General features: G+C 68.7%; 10 protein-coding genes. 3 read left to right on the top strand and 7 right to left on the bottom strand.

The window, feature by feature from the left end; genetic code table 11:
- Positions 1–19 precede the first annotated feature (19 nt).
- On the top strand, positions 20–1,534 hold the full coding sequence (locus Cte04_RS11985; RefSeq protein WP_066477540.1) for a cryptochrome/photolyase family protein: 1,515 nt from the start codon (positions 20–22) through the stop codon (positions 1,532–1,534).
- A gap of 102 nt (positions 1,535–1,636) precedes the next feature.
- Here the strand turns inward: Cte04_RS11985 and Cte04_RS11980 are convergent, their stop codons facing one another.
- From Cte04_RS11980 to Cte04_RS11955, 6 genes are all read right to left on the bottom strand, one after another.
- The gene (locus Cte04_RS11980; protein WP_066477531.1) at positions 1,637–7,873 is read right to left on the bottom strand and encodes a hybrid sensor histidine kinase/response regulator; all 6,237 of its coding nucleotides are present in this window, start codon (positions 7,871–7,873) and stop codon (positions 1,637–1,639) included.
- A 173-nt stretch (positions 7,874–8,046) separates the two neighbouring features.
- On the bottom strand, positions 8,047–10,308 hold the full coding sequence (locus Cte04_RS11975; RefSeq protein ID WP_066477529.1) for a methyl-accepting chemotaxis protein: 2,262 nt from the start codon (positions 10,306–10,308) through the stop codon (positions 8,047–8,049).
- 20 nt (positions 10,309–10,328) lie between these two features.
- Positions 10,329–10,856 (bottom strand): chemotaxis protein CheW, encoded by a 528-nt coding sequence (locus Cte04_RS11970; protein WP_066477526.1) that lies wholly within the window; start codon positions 10,854–10,856, stop codon positions 10,329–10,331.
- Between the two features lie 13 nt (positions 10,857–10,869).
- A complete protein-coding gene (locus Cte04_RS11965; RefSeq protein ID WP_066477523.1) occupies positions 10,870–11,235 on the bottom strand; it encodes a response regulator in 366 nt (121 codons plus the stop codon).
- Positions 11,235–11,633, bottom strand: a complete 399-nt coding sequence (locus Cte04_RS11960) for a response regulator (RefSeq protein WP_066477521.1) — start codon at positions 11,631–11,633, stop codon at positions 11,235–11,237. Before Cte04_RS11960 ends, Cte04_RS11965 begins: the two co-directional genes overlap by 1 nt.
- A 75-nt stretch (positions 11,634–11,708) precedes the next feature.
- Positions 11,709–11,861, bottom strand: coding sequence for a rubredoxin (locus Cte04_RS11955; RefSeq protein ID WP_066477513.1), 153 nt, complete (start codon positions 11,859–11,861; stop codon positions 11,709–11,711).
- 115 nt (positions 11,862–11,976) lie between these two features.
- Here Cte04_RS11955 and thiD point away from each other — a divergent pair, with 115 nt between their 5' ends.
- Together thiD and hemL are read left to right on the top strand one after the other, a co-directional pair.
- On the top strand, positions 11,977–12,945 hold the full coding sequence (gene thiD / locus Cte04_RS11950; RefSeq protein WP_066477497.1) for a bifunctional hydroxymethylpyrimidine kinase/phosphomethylpyrimidine kinase: 969 nt from the start codon (positions 11,977–11,979) through the stop codon (positions 12,943–12,945).
- Complete coding sequence (gene hemL / locus Cte04_RS11945; RefSeq protein ID WP_066477494.1) at positions 12,929–14,233, top strand: glutamate-1-semialdehyde 2,1-aminomutase; 1,305 nt, start codon at positions 12,929–12,931, stop codon at positions 14,231–14,233. The genes thiD and hemL overlap by 17 nt, the downstream gene beginning before the upstream one ends.
- A 64-nt stretch (positions 14,234–14,297) precedes the next feature.
- Here hemL and Cte04_RS11940 read toward each other — a convergent pair whose 3' ends face one another.
- The gene (locus tag Cte04_RS11940) at positions 14,298–14,903 is read right to left on the bottom strand and encodes a DNA-3-methyladenine glycosylase I (RefSeq protein WP_066477488.1); all 606 of its coding nucleotides are present in this window, start codon (positions 14,901–14,903) and stop codon (positions 14,298–14,300) included.
- Positions 14,904–14,913 lie beyond the last annotated feature (10 nt).

The following is a 14,913-nucleotide window of genomic DNA, read 5'->3' as shown; positions in this document are numbered from 1 at the left end:
GCGATTTTACCGGCGATCCATGACTCCTTCGCACCCTGTGGGCTTGATCTGGTTCCGGCGCGACCTGCGCCTGGCCGACAACGCCGCACTGTATGCCGCATTGCAGCAATGTAAAAAACTGTTCTGCGTTTTCATTTTCGACGACAGCATCCTCGCGCCCCTGCCGCATGCGGACCGGCGCGTGGAGTTCATCTGCCAAAGCCTGGCCGAACTGGACGGGGACCTGCGCGCCGCCTGCGGGCGGCAGGAGGCCGGGCTGATCACGCGCCGCGGGCTGCCGCAGGACATCATTCCCGAACTGGCCCGGCAGCTCGGTGCCGATGCCGTGTTCTGCAACGACGACGACGAACCCGCCGCCCTGGCGCGCGATGCCCAGGTGGCGCACCGCCTGCGTGCCATGGGCAGGTCGCTGCAGCGCAGCAAGGACCACCGCATCTTCGGCCGCGACGAGGTGCTGACCCAGAGCCTGTCGCCGTTTTCGGTCTTCACGCCCTACAAGAACGCCTGGCTGCGCAAGATCACGCCGTTCTATCTATCGAGCTACCCCAGCGAGCGCGATCTCGCGGCGCGCCTGGCGGACCGGCCCGAAGGCGAGCGCAGGCCGGTGCCGACGGCGGCCGAACTGGGCTTCGAGGCCGGTACGCTGGACGGCCTGAAGCTGCCCACGGGCGCCAGCGGCGCACGGGAGCTGCTGGACGATTTTCTGCCGCGCCTGCCGCGCTACCAGGCGGCGCGCGACTATCCGGCGCTCAAGGGCCCGAGCTATCTGAGCGTGCACCTGCGCTTCGGCACGGTGTCGATCCGCGAGCTGGCCCGTACCGCCCATGCCTCCATGCAGCGCGAGGACTGGGATGCGGCCGCGCGCGAAGGCGCGGCGACCTGGCTGTCGGAGCTGATCTGGCGCGACTTCTACTTCCAGATCCTGGCCCACCATCCGCATGTGGTGGAGCGCAGCTTCAAGCCGGCCTACGACGCCATCGTCTGGGACAGCGGCCCCGAGGCCGATGCGCTGTTTGCCGCCTGGTGCGCGGGCCGCACCGGCTACCCGCTGGTGGACGCGGCCATGCGCCAGCTGGCCGGCAGCGGCTACATGCACAACCGGCTGCGCATGGTGGCGGCCAGCTTTCTGGTCAAGGACCTGGGAATCGACTGGCGGCGCGGCGAGGCGTGGTTTGCCGAAAAGCTCAACGACTTCGACCTCGCGGCCAACAACGGCGGCTGGCAGTGGGCGGCATCCACGGGCTGCGACGCCCAGCCGTGGTTCCGCATCTTCAACCCCGTCACGCAGAGCCAGAAGTTCGACCCCGAGGGCCGCTTCATCGCGCGCTACGTGCCCGAGCTGGCGCGGCTGCCGGCCAGGCTGCGCCATGCGCCGTGGCTGGCCGCGCCCCTGGAGCTGGCCGAGGCCGGCATCACCCTGGGCCGCCACTATCCGCACCCCGTGGTCGACCATGCCGCAGCACGCGAGAAAACGCTGGCCCGCTATGCCGTGGTCAAGGCCGGCGATGCAGGCAGCGCCGCTTCGCACTCCTGAAACAGAAGCGGCTTGCGCGAGCCCCATAAGGTTTTCAGCATTGAATAAAGCTGAAACCTAGGCAGAGCAGGCGCAAGCCGCTTTGTTTGGAGGAGCAACCATTCAGGGCGCCGCGTCCTGCACAGCCTCGGCCACGCTGGGCTCGGGCGCCGGTCCGCCGCGCTGCAGCGCATAGTGCTGGATCAGGCCCAGCAGCTCCTCGTCCGAATAGGGCTTGCCCAGATAGTGGTCGGCGCCCAGCTCCCTGGCCATCTCGCGGTGCTTCTGCGCGATGCGCGAGGTGATCATGATCACGGGCAGGCCCTTGAGCTGGCCGTCGCCGCGGATGTTGCGCAGCAGATCGAACCCGTCCATGCGCGGCATTTCGATATCCGACAGCACGACCGTGGGGCGCTCGTCCTGCAGGCGCTCCAGTGCCTGCAGGCCGTCGGCAGCCAGGGCCACGCGGTAGCCTTCGCGCTGCAGCAGGCGCTGGGTCACGCGGCGCACGGTGATGGAGTCGTCCACCACCAGCACCAGCGGCACCGAGGCCTGGCCCTGGTCGCCGCCCGCCGCCAGCAGGCCGGAGCCCGCCTCGCCGGCCGCGGCCTGCTGCGCCTGCCCGGCCTCGGCCACCAGGGCGCGCACCTGCTCGCCGTAGACATTGGCCAGCGCCACGGGGTTGTAGATCTGCACCACCGCGCCCGAGGGCAGCACCGACATGCCGGTCAGGCCCGGCAGGCGCGACAGCTGCGGGCCCAGGTTCTTGATCACCACTTCCTGGTTGCCCAGCACTTCGTCCACGTGCAGCGCAACGCGCTGCGCCGCGCTGCGCACGACGACCACGGGGCGCGTGCGGCCCACGGCCTCCTCGCTGCGCAGCGAGGACTGCCACAGCGCGCCGCCCCAGTAGAAGGGCATGACTTCGTCGCCGTCCTGGAACTCATGCGTGCGGTAGGCCTGGTCCAGCGCCTCCAGCGGCGTGCGGCGCACGATTTCCACCAGGTTGGCGGGCACGCCCACCGACATGCGGCCCACGCGCAGCATGACCACCTGGGTCACGGCCGTGGTCAGCGGCAGCACCAGGCGGAAGGCACTGCCGAGGCCGGCTTCGGAGTGGGTCTCGATGCGGCCGCCCAGTGCGTTCACCTCGGAGCGCACCACGTCCATGCCGATGCCGCGGCCGGCCACGCCGGTCACCTCGGCCGCCGTGCTGAAGCCGGGCTCGAAGATCAGCCGGCCCGCATCCTCCATGGCCATGGCCTGGCCGTCCTGCCAGAGCCCGAGGCCGACGGCCTTGCTGCGGATGCGTTCCAGATCCAGCCCCGCGCCGTCATCCTCGACCGACAGCGCCACGTCGTTGCGCTCCTGGCTCAGGATGATCTCGATCGTGCCCACGGCAGGCTTGCCCGCGGCGACGCGCTGCCCGGGCGACTCGATGCCATGCGCCACGCAGTTGCGCAGCAGGTGTTCGAAGGCCGGCATCATGCGCTCGAGCATGCCGCGGTCCATTTCGATGGTGCCGCCCAGGATGTTCAGGCGCACCTGCTTGCCCATTTCCTTGGAGGTCTGGCGCACCACGGCGTACAGGCGCTCGGCCAGCGAGTCGAACTCCACCATGCGCGTGCGCAGCAGGTCGCGCTGCAGGTCGCGGGCCTGGCGGCCCTGGGCCACCAGGTCGTCCTCGGCTGCCGTCAGGTCGCGCTGAAGATTGCGCTGCACGGTGGCCACGTCGTTGACGGACTCGGCCATCATGCGCGTGAGCTCCTGCACGCGCGTGAAGCGGTCGAACTCCAGCGGATCGAAGCCGGCCGCCGTGTCCTTGGACAGCGCCAGGCGCGACTGCATCTGGCTTTCGGCCTGCACCTCGACGTCGCGCAACTGGGCGCGCAGGCGCTCCAGGTTGCCGGTCAGGTCGTTGAGCGAATTGCGGGCCTGCATCAGGCGTGCGTCGACGCGCGAGCGGGCGATCAGCACCTCGCCGGCCTGGGAGATCAGCCGGTCCAGCAGCTGGGCACGCACGCGCACCGTCTGCTGCGAGGCCGTGCGTGCAGCCGGCGCGGCAGCCGCAGCCAGCGCCGAGGCGTCCAGCTCGTCGTCGGCAGCGGCCAGGGCCTGGGCCCCGGCTTGCCGCAGCGCCGGCACCGCTTCGGCCACAGGCAGCGGCGCGGCCGCCTGGCCTGCATGCAGCGGCTGCTGCGCCACGGAAGCGCTGTCCAGGTGGGCCAGCGGCGTCTCCGGCATCTGCTCGCCAGCCCTGCGCAGCGCATCGAAGCCGGCCTGCATGGCATCGAAGCTGCCCAGCAGGGGCTCTATGCCTTCGGCCGTGGGCTTTTCGGCGTCCACGCGCTCCACGGCGGATTCCAGGCGGTGGGCCATCTCGCCCAGGCGCATGGCACCGGCCAGGCGGGCGCTGCCCTTGAGGGTGTGCAGGGCACGCAGCGCCTCGTTGCGCGCCTCGTCCAGGCTCGGGCGCGCATGCCAGCGGCGCAGCGCCGCACCCAGCTTGGGCAGCAGGTCGATGGCCTCTTCCTCGAAGATGGGAAACAGGTCGATGTCGACCTGATCCAGCACATCGATGTCGTCCTCGTCCGCATCGGGGCCCACGGCCAGGGCTATGGCCTGGTCGATGCGGCGCTGCCGCTCCAGCTCCTGCGCCACATCGGGGGAAGGCACGGCAGCGGGTTCCCCCACCTCCACCGTTTCTGCAGCTTCCGCCGGCGCCGCGGCTTCGGCCTCGGGGGCGGAAAAGTCCAGCGGCACGTCCAGCGGATCGGCCGCCGGCTGCGCCACGGCCTGCAGGGCCGTCCAGCCGGAATCTCCGGCCTCCAGCGTGGCGGGGTCGGCGGCCTCGGACTGCTCGGCCGGCACGATATCCAGCGCCAGGATGGCGCTCAGCGCCTCCAGCACCGACGGCAGCGGTGTCTTGAGGAAGCCCGCGGCAAACTGGTGCAGCAGGCGGCGAATCTCGTCCGAGGCATCCAGGCATTGCTGCACATGCGCGGCCGAGGCAAAACCCTGGGGCTGCAGATGCTGCAGCGCATGCTCGAGCTGGCGCGCCAGATCGGACAGGGCCGCGAAGCCCACGGTGCCCGAACTGCCGGCCAGGGAATGGGCCAGCGCAATCGCATCGCCGGGCACGGGCTGCTGCGGATCCTGACGCCATTGCTGCAGCTGCGCATCCAGGCGCGCGGACCATTCGTCCGCCTCGTTGAGGTAGACGTTGTACAGCGGCGTGCTGATGCGCAGGCCGTCGATCACGCGGAAACCGTCATCGGCGGGCACGGTGGCGGGCTCGATCTGCACGGCATCGGGCCTGGGCTCGGCTTGCGCTTCGCCGGCCACGGTGCCGGTCTCGCTGCCCTGCCCGGGCTGTTGCGCCTGGGCGGCGGGCTGGCCCCCGGCTTCGGCGGCCGGAGGCAGCTCCTGTGCCTCGAACGCAGCCAGCTCGCTGTCGCGCATGGCCGCCTCGAAGGCGGAGAAATCGATTTCCTGCACTGCCTGCGGTTCGGCCGGCGGGATCTCCGCAGCCGCATCGTCGAGCGCCGGCTCCAGCGCCTGTACGGCGGAGGATTCGGCAGCCGTCTGCTCCAGCAGATCGAAAGGCCAGACCGTCTCTTCTGCGGGGGCGGCCAGAGCTTGAGGCTCGGCCGGCTCGGCGGCCACGCCGGCCTGGGCAGACAGGAGGGGCTCGGTCTGCGCCAGCAGCTCGTGGGCGGAAAGCCCCGGCTCCAGCTCCAGCTGGGGCATGGCAGAAAGGGCTTCGGCCGCGGGCGCGGCATCGACCGGCTCGACAGCCGGGTCTGCGGACGCAACCAGCTGCTCGTCGGCGGACCCGCGGCCGCGGCGCGGCACCAGTGCGACCTCGGCGCGCTCGCCGTTCAAACGCATGGCATCCGCCGCCGCGCGGAACGGCGTGGCGGACCAGGCCTGCGCCCGGTGTGACTCCAGGTCCTGGGCCCAGGCGCCGAAGGCCTTGAGCGCGTCGGCGGACAGGGCCTGCATGGGCGCGGGCATGGGCTTTTGCTCGGCCAGCCAGGCATTGAGCATCTGCTCCATCGCCCAGCCGGCCTCGCCGAATTCGTCCAGCCCCACCATGCGCGAGCTGCCCTTGAGCGTATGGAAGGCGCGGCGCAACGTGGTCTGTTCGCTGAGATTGCCAGGCTCCTCGGCCAGCGCATGCAGCGACTGCAGGCCCGTGGCCACCACTTCGCGTGCTTCCTCGAGGAAGATGGCCAGCAGCTCGTCGTCGCCGTCGAGTTCGTCGGCCGACAGCTCAACGGCTTCGGCCACCGGCGCGGGCGTAGGCTCTTCGGCCGCCGGCCCGGGCACGTCCAGTTCCAGCGAAGGCAGATCCAGGGCCATGTCCAGCGAAGGCACCCCCACCTGCGCGCCCAGTGGCGCCACGGCATCGGGCACGGGCACCCCGGCCGGTTGCACAGCAGCCGAGACCGGCTCCGGCACGGACAGCGCGGCCGGCGCCAGCGGCGGCTGGACCGGCTCGGAAACGGGCAACGCAGCGACTTCGGCATGCGCGGACGGATCTGCCGCCGCGGCCTGCGCCGGTGCGGCCTCCTTGTCGCCGCGCTGGCGCCGGCCCAGGACGAAGCGCAGCTCACCCTCGGCCTCGTCGTACACGAACAGCTTGCGCGCCATGTTGCGCTGGTAGCTGAGCATGTCGATCAGAAAGCCCATGGCGCCCAGGCTGTTGCCCAGCTTCTCGAACACGCGGGCGCGACCGTCCTCGGCGATTTCGCCCAGGATCAGGTGCTCCACGGTGTCGCGCATGCGCTGCATGGCCAGGGCGGCCTGCTCGAACCCCAGCACCGACAGCACGCCGCGCATCTGCAGCATCTGCCCCGGCACGGCCGACAGCACGCCCGCGTCCTGCGGGTTGCGGAAATACTGGTCCAGGTTTTTTTCGGCTTCGGCCATGGTGGCACGCAGCTCGCCCACCACGGAACCCATGGTCTGGTGGTCGCTGGCCTGGCGGTACAGCTCTTCCATCCAGGGCTCCAGCGGCTGGGCCTGCGCGCCCTGCAGGGCCGACTCCAGCCGCTGCAGCAGGCTGGCGGACTGGAAGGCCAGCTCCTCGTCATCCCGGTCGGGCGTGGCGAACGAGGCCTGCAGATAGAGCACGGCCGTGGCCACTTCCATGGCCAGCTCCGGCGGCGGCGGCTGGCCGATGCGCTCCACGGTCTCGGCCACGCGGATCAGCACGCGCGCCAGCCCATGGCTGCCGGGCTGCAGCTTGACCAGCGACTCTGCCACCTGGCCGAACTGCTCGGCCATGGGCCGGATCTTGCTCTTGTCCCCGCCGGCCAGGGCCGACCAGGTTTCCGCAGCGGCCGCGATGCGCTTGCGCGCCTGCACCAGTACCGCGGGGTCATAGCGGCCAAAGCGCGCCACCTGGTAGTCCACCAGCGGCATGGCCTCCATCGCGTAGGCGCTTTGCACGGCCTGCAGCGCCGCGCCTGCGCGCTCGCGCGGCCTGGCCTGGGCGCAGAAAAACATCAGGTCCTGCAGCAGGCGCGCCGGCGGCACGCTGTCGCCCTTGGCCATGGCCGCATACTGCATGAGCACGCGCGAAGCCATGCGCTTGACATAAAGGTCGGGCACGAGCATGCCCTGCGCCAGGGCATCGAAGAAGCCGGCCGCAATCTTCCAGAAGCTGCGGGCCGCCACGTCCTGGGGCTGGCCTGCGGCAAAGCGCAGGCACAGCTCGCGCATCTGCGCGGCGGCTTCGCGGTCGTCGCTCTTGACCAGGCGCAGCACCACGCCGTCGAGCATGGCGCGCGCGGCCGGGCCGTAGGCGAGCGGCTCGGGCTGGGGAGATCCCCATTGCGGTTCGCGCGCACGGCGCTCGGGCGGCCACAGGTCGGCCGGATGCACCTTGTCGCTGCCGGCCAGTGCCTGGATGTCCCGGTACTGCGGAAAAAGGGCCACGGCCGAGACGCTCTTGCCGGCCAGCATGGCCTCCAGGAACTCCATCAGCGCGAAATGCGTGCGCTCCAGCGTGGAGGCCGCCTCGTTGGTGCACAGTTCGGGGCGCTGCACGAAGCGGTTCACGGCCGCCTCCATGCCGCGCAGCACCAGCGCCGGCGCCGTCAGCCCCACCATGTCCAGGGCGCCGCAGGCCTGGTGCAGCTGCTGGCGCGCAATGCGCAGCGACGAGGTGTCCAGCGATTCGAGATCCTCGACGCGCGCGGCATCCGCGTCGCGCACGAAGCGGCCCACGGCCTTGGTGGCGGCATCAAGCGACTTGCGCAGCTCGTCCAGCACCCAGGCCAGGGGCCCGAGGTCCTGCTCGCCATGTGCAAGCCCCGCTGCGCGTGTTGGCGAATCGTCAACCACTGACATGCTCAATTTCCTTGACCCCTCAGGAGTCCGTGTTCAGTTATCCAAGCTGCCCGCACGCCGCACACCCCACGCCAGGGACGCCGAGCAAGAGCCGCCTCGCGGCGGGGGCGCCTAGCCGATGGCGTCGTCCCCCTCCGGGGGAAGCCGCGCAGCGGCTCAGGGGGGAGCGTTATCTACGCAATCTTGAATCGGGCCACCGACTGGCGCAGTTCCTCGGCCATGTGCGACAGCTCGCGCACCTGCTGGGCCGTGACCCGCGTCCCCTCGCCGGTCTGCTCGGTCACCGCGAAAATGTGCTGGATGCTTTCGGCCACCACGTTGGCCAGCGCGGCTTCGCGCGAAGTCGAGGACGAAATCTGCTCGATCAGCTCGGCCAGGCGCCGGGACACGCTATCGATTTCGGTCAGTGCCGTACCGGCCGAGTCGGACAGTCGCGCGCCTTCGACCACGCCCTGGGTGGAGCGCTCCATGGCGGCCACGGCATCCTGGGTATCGGTCTGAATCGCCTTCACCAGCGCCGCAATCTGGCGCGTGGCGTCGGCCGAGCGCTCGGCCAGGCGCTGCACCTCCTCGGCCACCACAGAGAAGCCGCGCCCGGCTTCACCGGCCGACGCGGCCTGGATGGCGGCATTCAGGGCCAGCACGTTGGTCTGCTCGGTAATGTCCGAGATCAGCTCCGTGATTTCGCCGATCTCCTGCGAGGATTCGCCCAGGCGCTTGATGCGCTTGGAGGTGTCCTGGATCTGGTCGCGGATCGAGTTCATGCCGCCGATGGCGTTCTGCACGGCCTTCAGGCCCGAGTCCGCCGCCTGCAGCGACTGGCGCGCCACCTGGGCGGATTCCTGGGCCTGCGTCGAGACCTGGTTGATGCGGCCGGCCATGTCCAGCACCGACTTGCCGGTTTCGCGGATCTCGCGCAGCTGTTCGTTGGAGGCGGCCAGCAGCTCGGTGGAGTTGGCGTCCACCTGGGCCGTGGTCTGGGCCACGCGCGTGGCCGTGTTCTGCACGCTGCCCACCAGCGCGCGCAGCTCTTCCACCGTGTAGTTCACCGAGTCGGCGATGGCGCCGGTGATGTCCTCGGTCACCGTGGCTTCCTGAGTCAGATCGCCCTCGGCCACCGATTGCAGCTCGTTCATCAGGCGCAAGATGGCCGCCTGGTTGGCGTCGTTGATGCGCTTGGCTTCCTGCTCCTGCAGGCGGGCATCCTGCTGGTGGCGTTCGGCCAGCTGCTGGCGCGCCCGGCTGTCGAGCAGCTGCACGCGGGAGATGCCGATACCGCACAGCAGCGCCACCACGATGGCCAGGGCCAGCGCAGCGAGCTGCAGCGGGCCGGCGCCCGAGTTGCCCTGCAGCGCGCTCTGCAGCGCTTCGAGCTGGCGGCGCAGCGGCTCGCTGTCAGCGTTGATGACGGTCTGCGCTTCGCGGGCCGACACCAGGCCCTGCAGATTGCCCAGGATGGCGCTGGCCTGCGTGCGCGTGGCGTCGTACTGCTTGATCAGCGTTTCCAGCTGCTCGCGGGTCTGTGCGTCGCGCGTGGGCGCCAGGCGCAGCTCGGTGCTGCCATTGAGCAGGCCTTCGGCGATTTCCTTGAACGAGTTCAAGTCCTTGCCCAGCAGGAACACGGCCTCGGGGCTCACGCCTTCCAGGGTCTGGAATTCGTTGGCCGACTTGCCGATACGCTGGGTCAGCATCACCAGTTGGCCCGAGGCCGCGATCTCGGCGGCGCCCGCGCCCTGCTGCAGCTTGAGCGATGCAATGGTTTCGGCGATTTCCAGCAGGTCCGAGGACTGGCGGTTCACGGTGCGCAGCGCATCCCCCACCTGCGTCAGCACCTTCTGCTGGCCCATGATGAGAGCAGCGCTTTTCTCGGCACGCTCCATCAGCGGCACGATGGCCGCCACATCGGCCTGCAGTTGCTCGCCGCCCAAGGCGTTGACACCCATGTCGGCATCGCCCGAAGCCAGGGCGCGCACGTTGCGCGCCAGCACGCCGGCGCTGTCCTTCACGTCCACGAAGGCCGCGGGCGCACCGGTCATGGCCTGCGAGACCGACTTGGCCAGCCGCTGCGACTGCATCAGCGCCTGGCCGGTCGCGGCCAGCTGCTGGTTGGAGTTGTTGGCCGTGCGCAGCATCCAGGCCGCCAGGACCACCAGCACCAGCACCGCGATGCCCAGCATGGTGAACAGCGTGCGCTGATGCCGGGTCACCGGCGCCTTGCCCAGCACGGGCAGGCTCACCAGCTCGTCCACCGGCAGCGCATCGGCGTCAGCATCGCTGCGGCCTGCCAGCGGGTCGCCCTGCACGCTGTTGAGCGAGCCGTCGAGCGCATACATATCCTGGTCGACGGTGTCGCCCAGCATGCTGTTGCCTGCGCTGGCTGCAGGCTCGGCGGGCCGGCGTTGGAACCACTGGGTGAATCGTTGGGCTAAAGACATGGCGCTGTATCCAGAAACGCTCAAGCACGAATGCTCAAAAACTTGGTGGTTTGCGACAGGCGCTGCAGCTGCAGCTCTTGCCAGCGGCGGCCTGCGCTATCGATGTGGACGGGTCCGAAAAACGTGGGCGAGCGCGGCGGCGCAGCCTCGTTGTGCACGAAGGCGTCGGCAGCGCGCAGGCCCTGCAGGCGGTCGACCAGCAGGGCCGCGTTCACTTCCAGTGAAGGATTGAATGCCAGCAGGCTGGCCTCGGCCAGCGCCTGCTCGCTGCGGCCCTCTCCATGGCCGAGCATCTGCGCGAGATCGACCACGCCGGCCAGGGTGCCGCGCAGGTTGGCAATGCCCAGGAACCAGGGCTGCGTATAGGGAACGGGCTGCACGCCGGTCCAGGGAAAGATCTCCCCGGCCTGGCTCAGGGGCAGCAGATAGTCGCGCCCGCCCGCCTGCACCGCGAGCCAGGCCGCCACGGTGACGCCTTCGCTGCGCGCTGCCTGCAAACGGCCGGCCAGACGGGATTGGAGATCTCGGAGGGCTTCGCGGTTCGCCATGGCAGCGACCGCCTCAGTTCAGCGCCGCGATCTTGGCTTGCAGCTCGGCTGCATCCACGGGCTTGGTGATATAGGCCTTGGCGCCCTGGCGCATGCCCCAGACGCGATCGGTCTCCTGGTTCTTGCTCGTGCACATGATGATGGGCACGTCGGCATACAGGGGATCGCGGGAGATGGCGCGCGTGAGCTGGAAGCCGTTCTGCCCGGGCATGACCACGTCCATCAGGATCAGGTCCGGCTTGTCCTCGGCCAGCCGCTGCATGGCCTCGTCGCCGTTTTCCGCCGTGCGCACCTTCAGGCCCTGCTTCTGCAGCAGATCCGTCAGATACATCAGTTCGGTCTTGGAATCGTCCACGACCAGCACCTTTTGAATAGTCATCACGCTGCTCCTACAGCCTGCCTGCCGAACTGCACCACGGCCTGCAGCAATTGGTCTTTGGTAAAGGGTTTGGTGAGGTAGTCCTGGCAGCCGACCATGCGGCCGCGTGCCTTGTCGAACACGCCGTCCTTGGAGGAAAGCATGACCACCGGGGTATTGGAGAAGCGAGCGTTGCGCTTGATGATGGCGCAGGTCTGATAGCCGTCGAGCTTGGGCATCAGAATGTCGCAGAAAATGAGCTGCGGCTGATAGTCGTTGACCTTGGACAAGGCATCGAAGCCATCGTCGGCCAGCAACACTTCGTAACCGCCTTGCTTGAGAAAAATCTCGGCGCTGCGGCGGATGGTGTTGCTGTCGTCCACCACCAGCACGCGCAGGGGCGTGTCGGATGTCGTCACAGTGAAGTCCCTCCCAGGATTGCCATTTTTTCGGTGCAGGTTCATCCCGCACTCGGTTTTCAGAGCAGTGCGCTCTTAGATCTCCACCATCTCGAAATCGTCTTTGCGGGCGCCGCATTCGGGGCATGTCCAGTTCATCGGCACATCCTCCCAGCGTGTATTCGGCGCAATGCCATGTTCGGGGCAGCCTTGCGCCTCGTCATAGATCCATCCGCAGGTCAAACACATCCAAGTTTTAGGGTCGGTCACAGCTTAAAGGGCCTTCACATAGAATGCAACGATTGTATCTAGTCATTACCCCGGCCCTCACCCTTGCATTCCCGGGTGCAAACTGGGGTGCGCCATGGCATCGAATCCCCCCTCCTCCACTTCCAGCCCCAGCAACAACGAAACCCCGGCCGCCGAAGCGCCCCCGGTCTGCGTCCTGGTTTTCAACAGCAGCGACCCCTCGGGCGCGGGCGGCCTGTCGGCCGACATCGCCACCATTGCCTCGGTCGGCGGCCATCCGCTGCCGGTCGTAGCGGGCGCCTACGCTCGCGACACGGCGCGTGTCTACGAGCATTTTGCCCTGGACGACGAGGCGCTGACCGAGCAGGCCCGCGCGGTGCTGGAGGACATTCCCGTGGCGGCGATCAAGGTGGGCTTCGTCGGCAGCCCGGGCAACCTGGCCGCCATTGCCGAGATTTCCTCGGACTATCCGGACATCCCCATCGTCAGCTACATGCCCGACCTGTCCTGGTGGGACGACGACAAGCAGGACGAGTACCTGGATGCGTTCAAGGAACTTGTGCTGCCGCAAACCTCGGTGTTGGTTGGAAACCACAATACGCTGTGGCGCTGGCTGCTGCCGGACTGGGAGCACAGCCGCTCGCCCACGGCGCGCGACATTGCCATCGCCGCCGAAGCGCTGGAAGTGCCCTATGTGCTGGTCACCGGCATTCCGCTGCCCGACCAGTTCGTGGACAACGTGCTGACCACGGCCCAGACCGTGCTGGGCAACAGCAAGTACGAGATGTTCGACGCCACCTTCACCGGCGCCGGTGATACGCTTACGGCCGCGCTGACGGCCCTGATCGCCACCGGCAACGACCTGGGCACGGCCACGCTGGAAGCGCTGGAATACCTGGACCACAGCCTGGACGCCGGCTTTCGCGCCGGCATGGGCCACTATGTGCCCGACCGCCTGTTCTGGGCCCAGCCCGAGGAAGGCGAAGAGCCGCCCGCCGAGGAGGCCGTGGCCGAGCCCGACAACGAACCCGACACCAAGCCCATCGAAGGCTTTGTGATGCCCTCCCATGACACAAAACACTGATCTGAATATTGCCCTGTTCGAACGCGCCAAGCAGGTGATCCCCGGCGGCGTGAACTCTCCCGTGCGCGCCTTCGCAGCCGTGGGCGGCACGCCCCGCTTCGTGCAGCGTGCGCAAGGCGCCTATTTCTGGGACCAGAACCAGCAGCAGTTCACCGACTACATCGGCTCCTGGGGTCCGATGATCCTGGGCCACGGCCACCCCGAGGTGGTGGCGGCCGTGCAGGCCGCGGTGCTCGAAGGCTTTTCCTTCGGCGCGCCCACCGAACGCGAAGTGGTGCTGGCCGAGAAGATTCGCGCCCTCATGCCCTCCATGGACATGGTGCGCATGGTCAGCTCCGGCACCGAGGCCGGCATGAGCGCGCTGCGCCTGGCGCGCGGCTTCACGGGCCGCAACCGGATCATCAAGTTCAACGGCTGCTACCACGGCCATGCCGATGCGCTGCTGGTCAAGGCCGGCTCGGGCCTGGCCACCTTCGGTGCCTCGTCCTCGGCCGGCGTGCCGGCCGACGTGGCCAAGGACACCGTGGTGCTGGAGTACAACGACGTGGCCCAGCTCGAGGAGGCCTTTGCCAGCTTCGGCAGCGAGATCGCCTGCGTGATCATGGAGCCCATTGCCGGCAACATGAACTTCGTGCGCGCCACGGTGGAATTCACGCGCCGCATCCGCGAGCTGACCCGGGAACACGGCGCGCTGATGATCTACGACGAGGTGATGACGGGTTTCCGCGTGGCCCTGGGCGGCGCGCAAAGCCTGTACGCCAGGGAGATCGCCGGCTTTGCGCCCGACATCACGGTGATGGGCAAGGTCATCGGCGGCGGCATGCCCATGGCGGCCTTCGGCGCGCGCCGCGAGATCATGGAAAAGCTCTCGCCGCTGGGCCCGGTCTACCAGGCCGGCACGTTGTCGGGCAACCCGATTGCCACGGCCTGCGGCCTCAAGACGCTGGAGCTGATCAGCCGCCCAGGCTTCCACACCGATCTGCACCTGAAGACCGGCCACCTGATGCAGGGCCTCAAGTCCGAGGCCCAGGCCGCGGGCGTTCCCTTCAGCGTGGACTGGCAGGGCGGCCTGTTCGGCTTCTATTTCCTGCCCGAGCTGCCCAGGACCTATGCCGAAGTCATGAAGACCGACGGCAAGGTATTCAACAAGTTCTACCACGGCATGCTGGAGCGCGGCCACTACTTCGCGCCCGCGCTGTACGAGGCCGGCTTCGTGAGCGCCGCCCACACGGACGAAGACATCGACCGCACGATCGAGGCGGCGCGCGAAGTGTTCAGGACGCTCTGAGCCTCTGCCCACGGCCAGCCCGAAGCCCCGCGCATTGGCGCGGGGCTTTTTTGCATCGGCTCGCTCAGCGCGGCGGATTGAATGCGGCCCGCGCCTGCTCCACCTGGGCGCGCGTCGCGCAGCCCGGCGCGTGGTCGTTGACCATGCCCATAGCCTGCATGAAGGCATAGACCGTGGTGGGGCCGACGAACTTCCAGCCGCGCCTTTTCAGTTCCCTGGACAGGGCCTGCGACTCGGCCGTCTGCGCCGGAACCGCCTCACCCGTGGACGGCGCACCCGGCATGTAGCGCCAGAAGAAGGCGGCCAGCGACCCCTCCTGCGCCACCATTTCCTGCGCGCGCCGGGCATTGTGGATGACGGCCTCGATCTTGCCGCGGTGGCGCACGATGCCGGCGTCCTGCACTAGGCGCTCGACGTCGGCCTGGCCGAACTGCGCCACGCGGTCGAAGTCGAAGTGGGCGAACGCCGCGCGAAAGTTCTCGCGCTTGGCCAGGATGGTGTACCAGCTCAGGCCCGACTGGAAGCCTTCGAGGCTGAGCTTCTCGAACAGGCGCCGGTCGTCCGCGACCGGAAAGCCCCACTCATGGTCGTGGTAGTGCACGTACAGCGGCGAGCCCTGGCACCAGAAGCAGCGGTCCTGCCCGTCGGCAAAAGAAAGTGTGTGGGACATGCGCCCACTG

It is taken from the genome of Comamonas terrae, assembly GCF_001544075.1.
Classification (GTDB): domain Bacteria; phylum Pseudomonadota; class Gammaproteobacteria; order Burkholderiales; family Burkholderiaceae_C; genus Comamonas; species Comamonas terrae.
The sequence above is the reverse complement of the archived record's forward strand: the minus strand, read 5'-3'. Positions and strand labels throughout refer to the sequence as shown.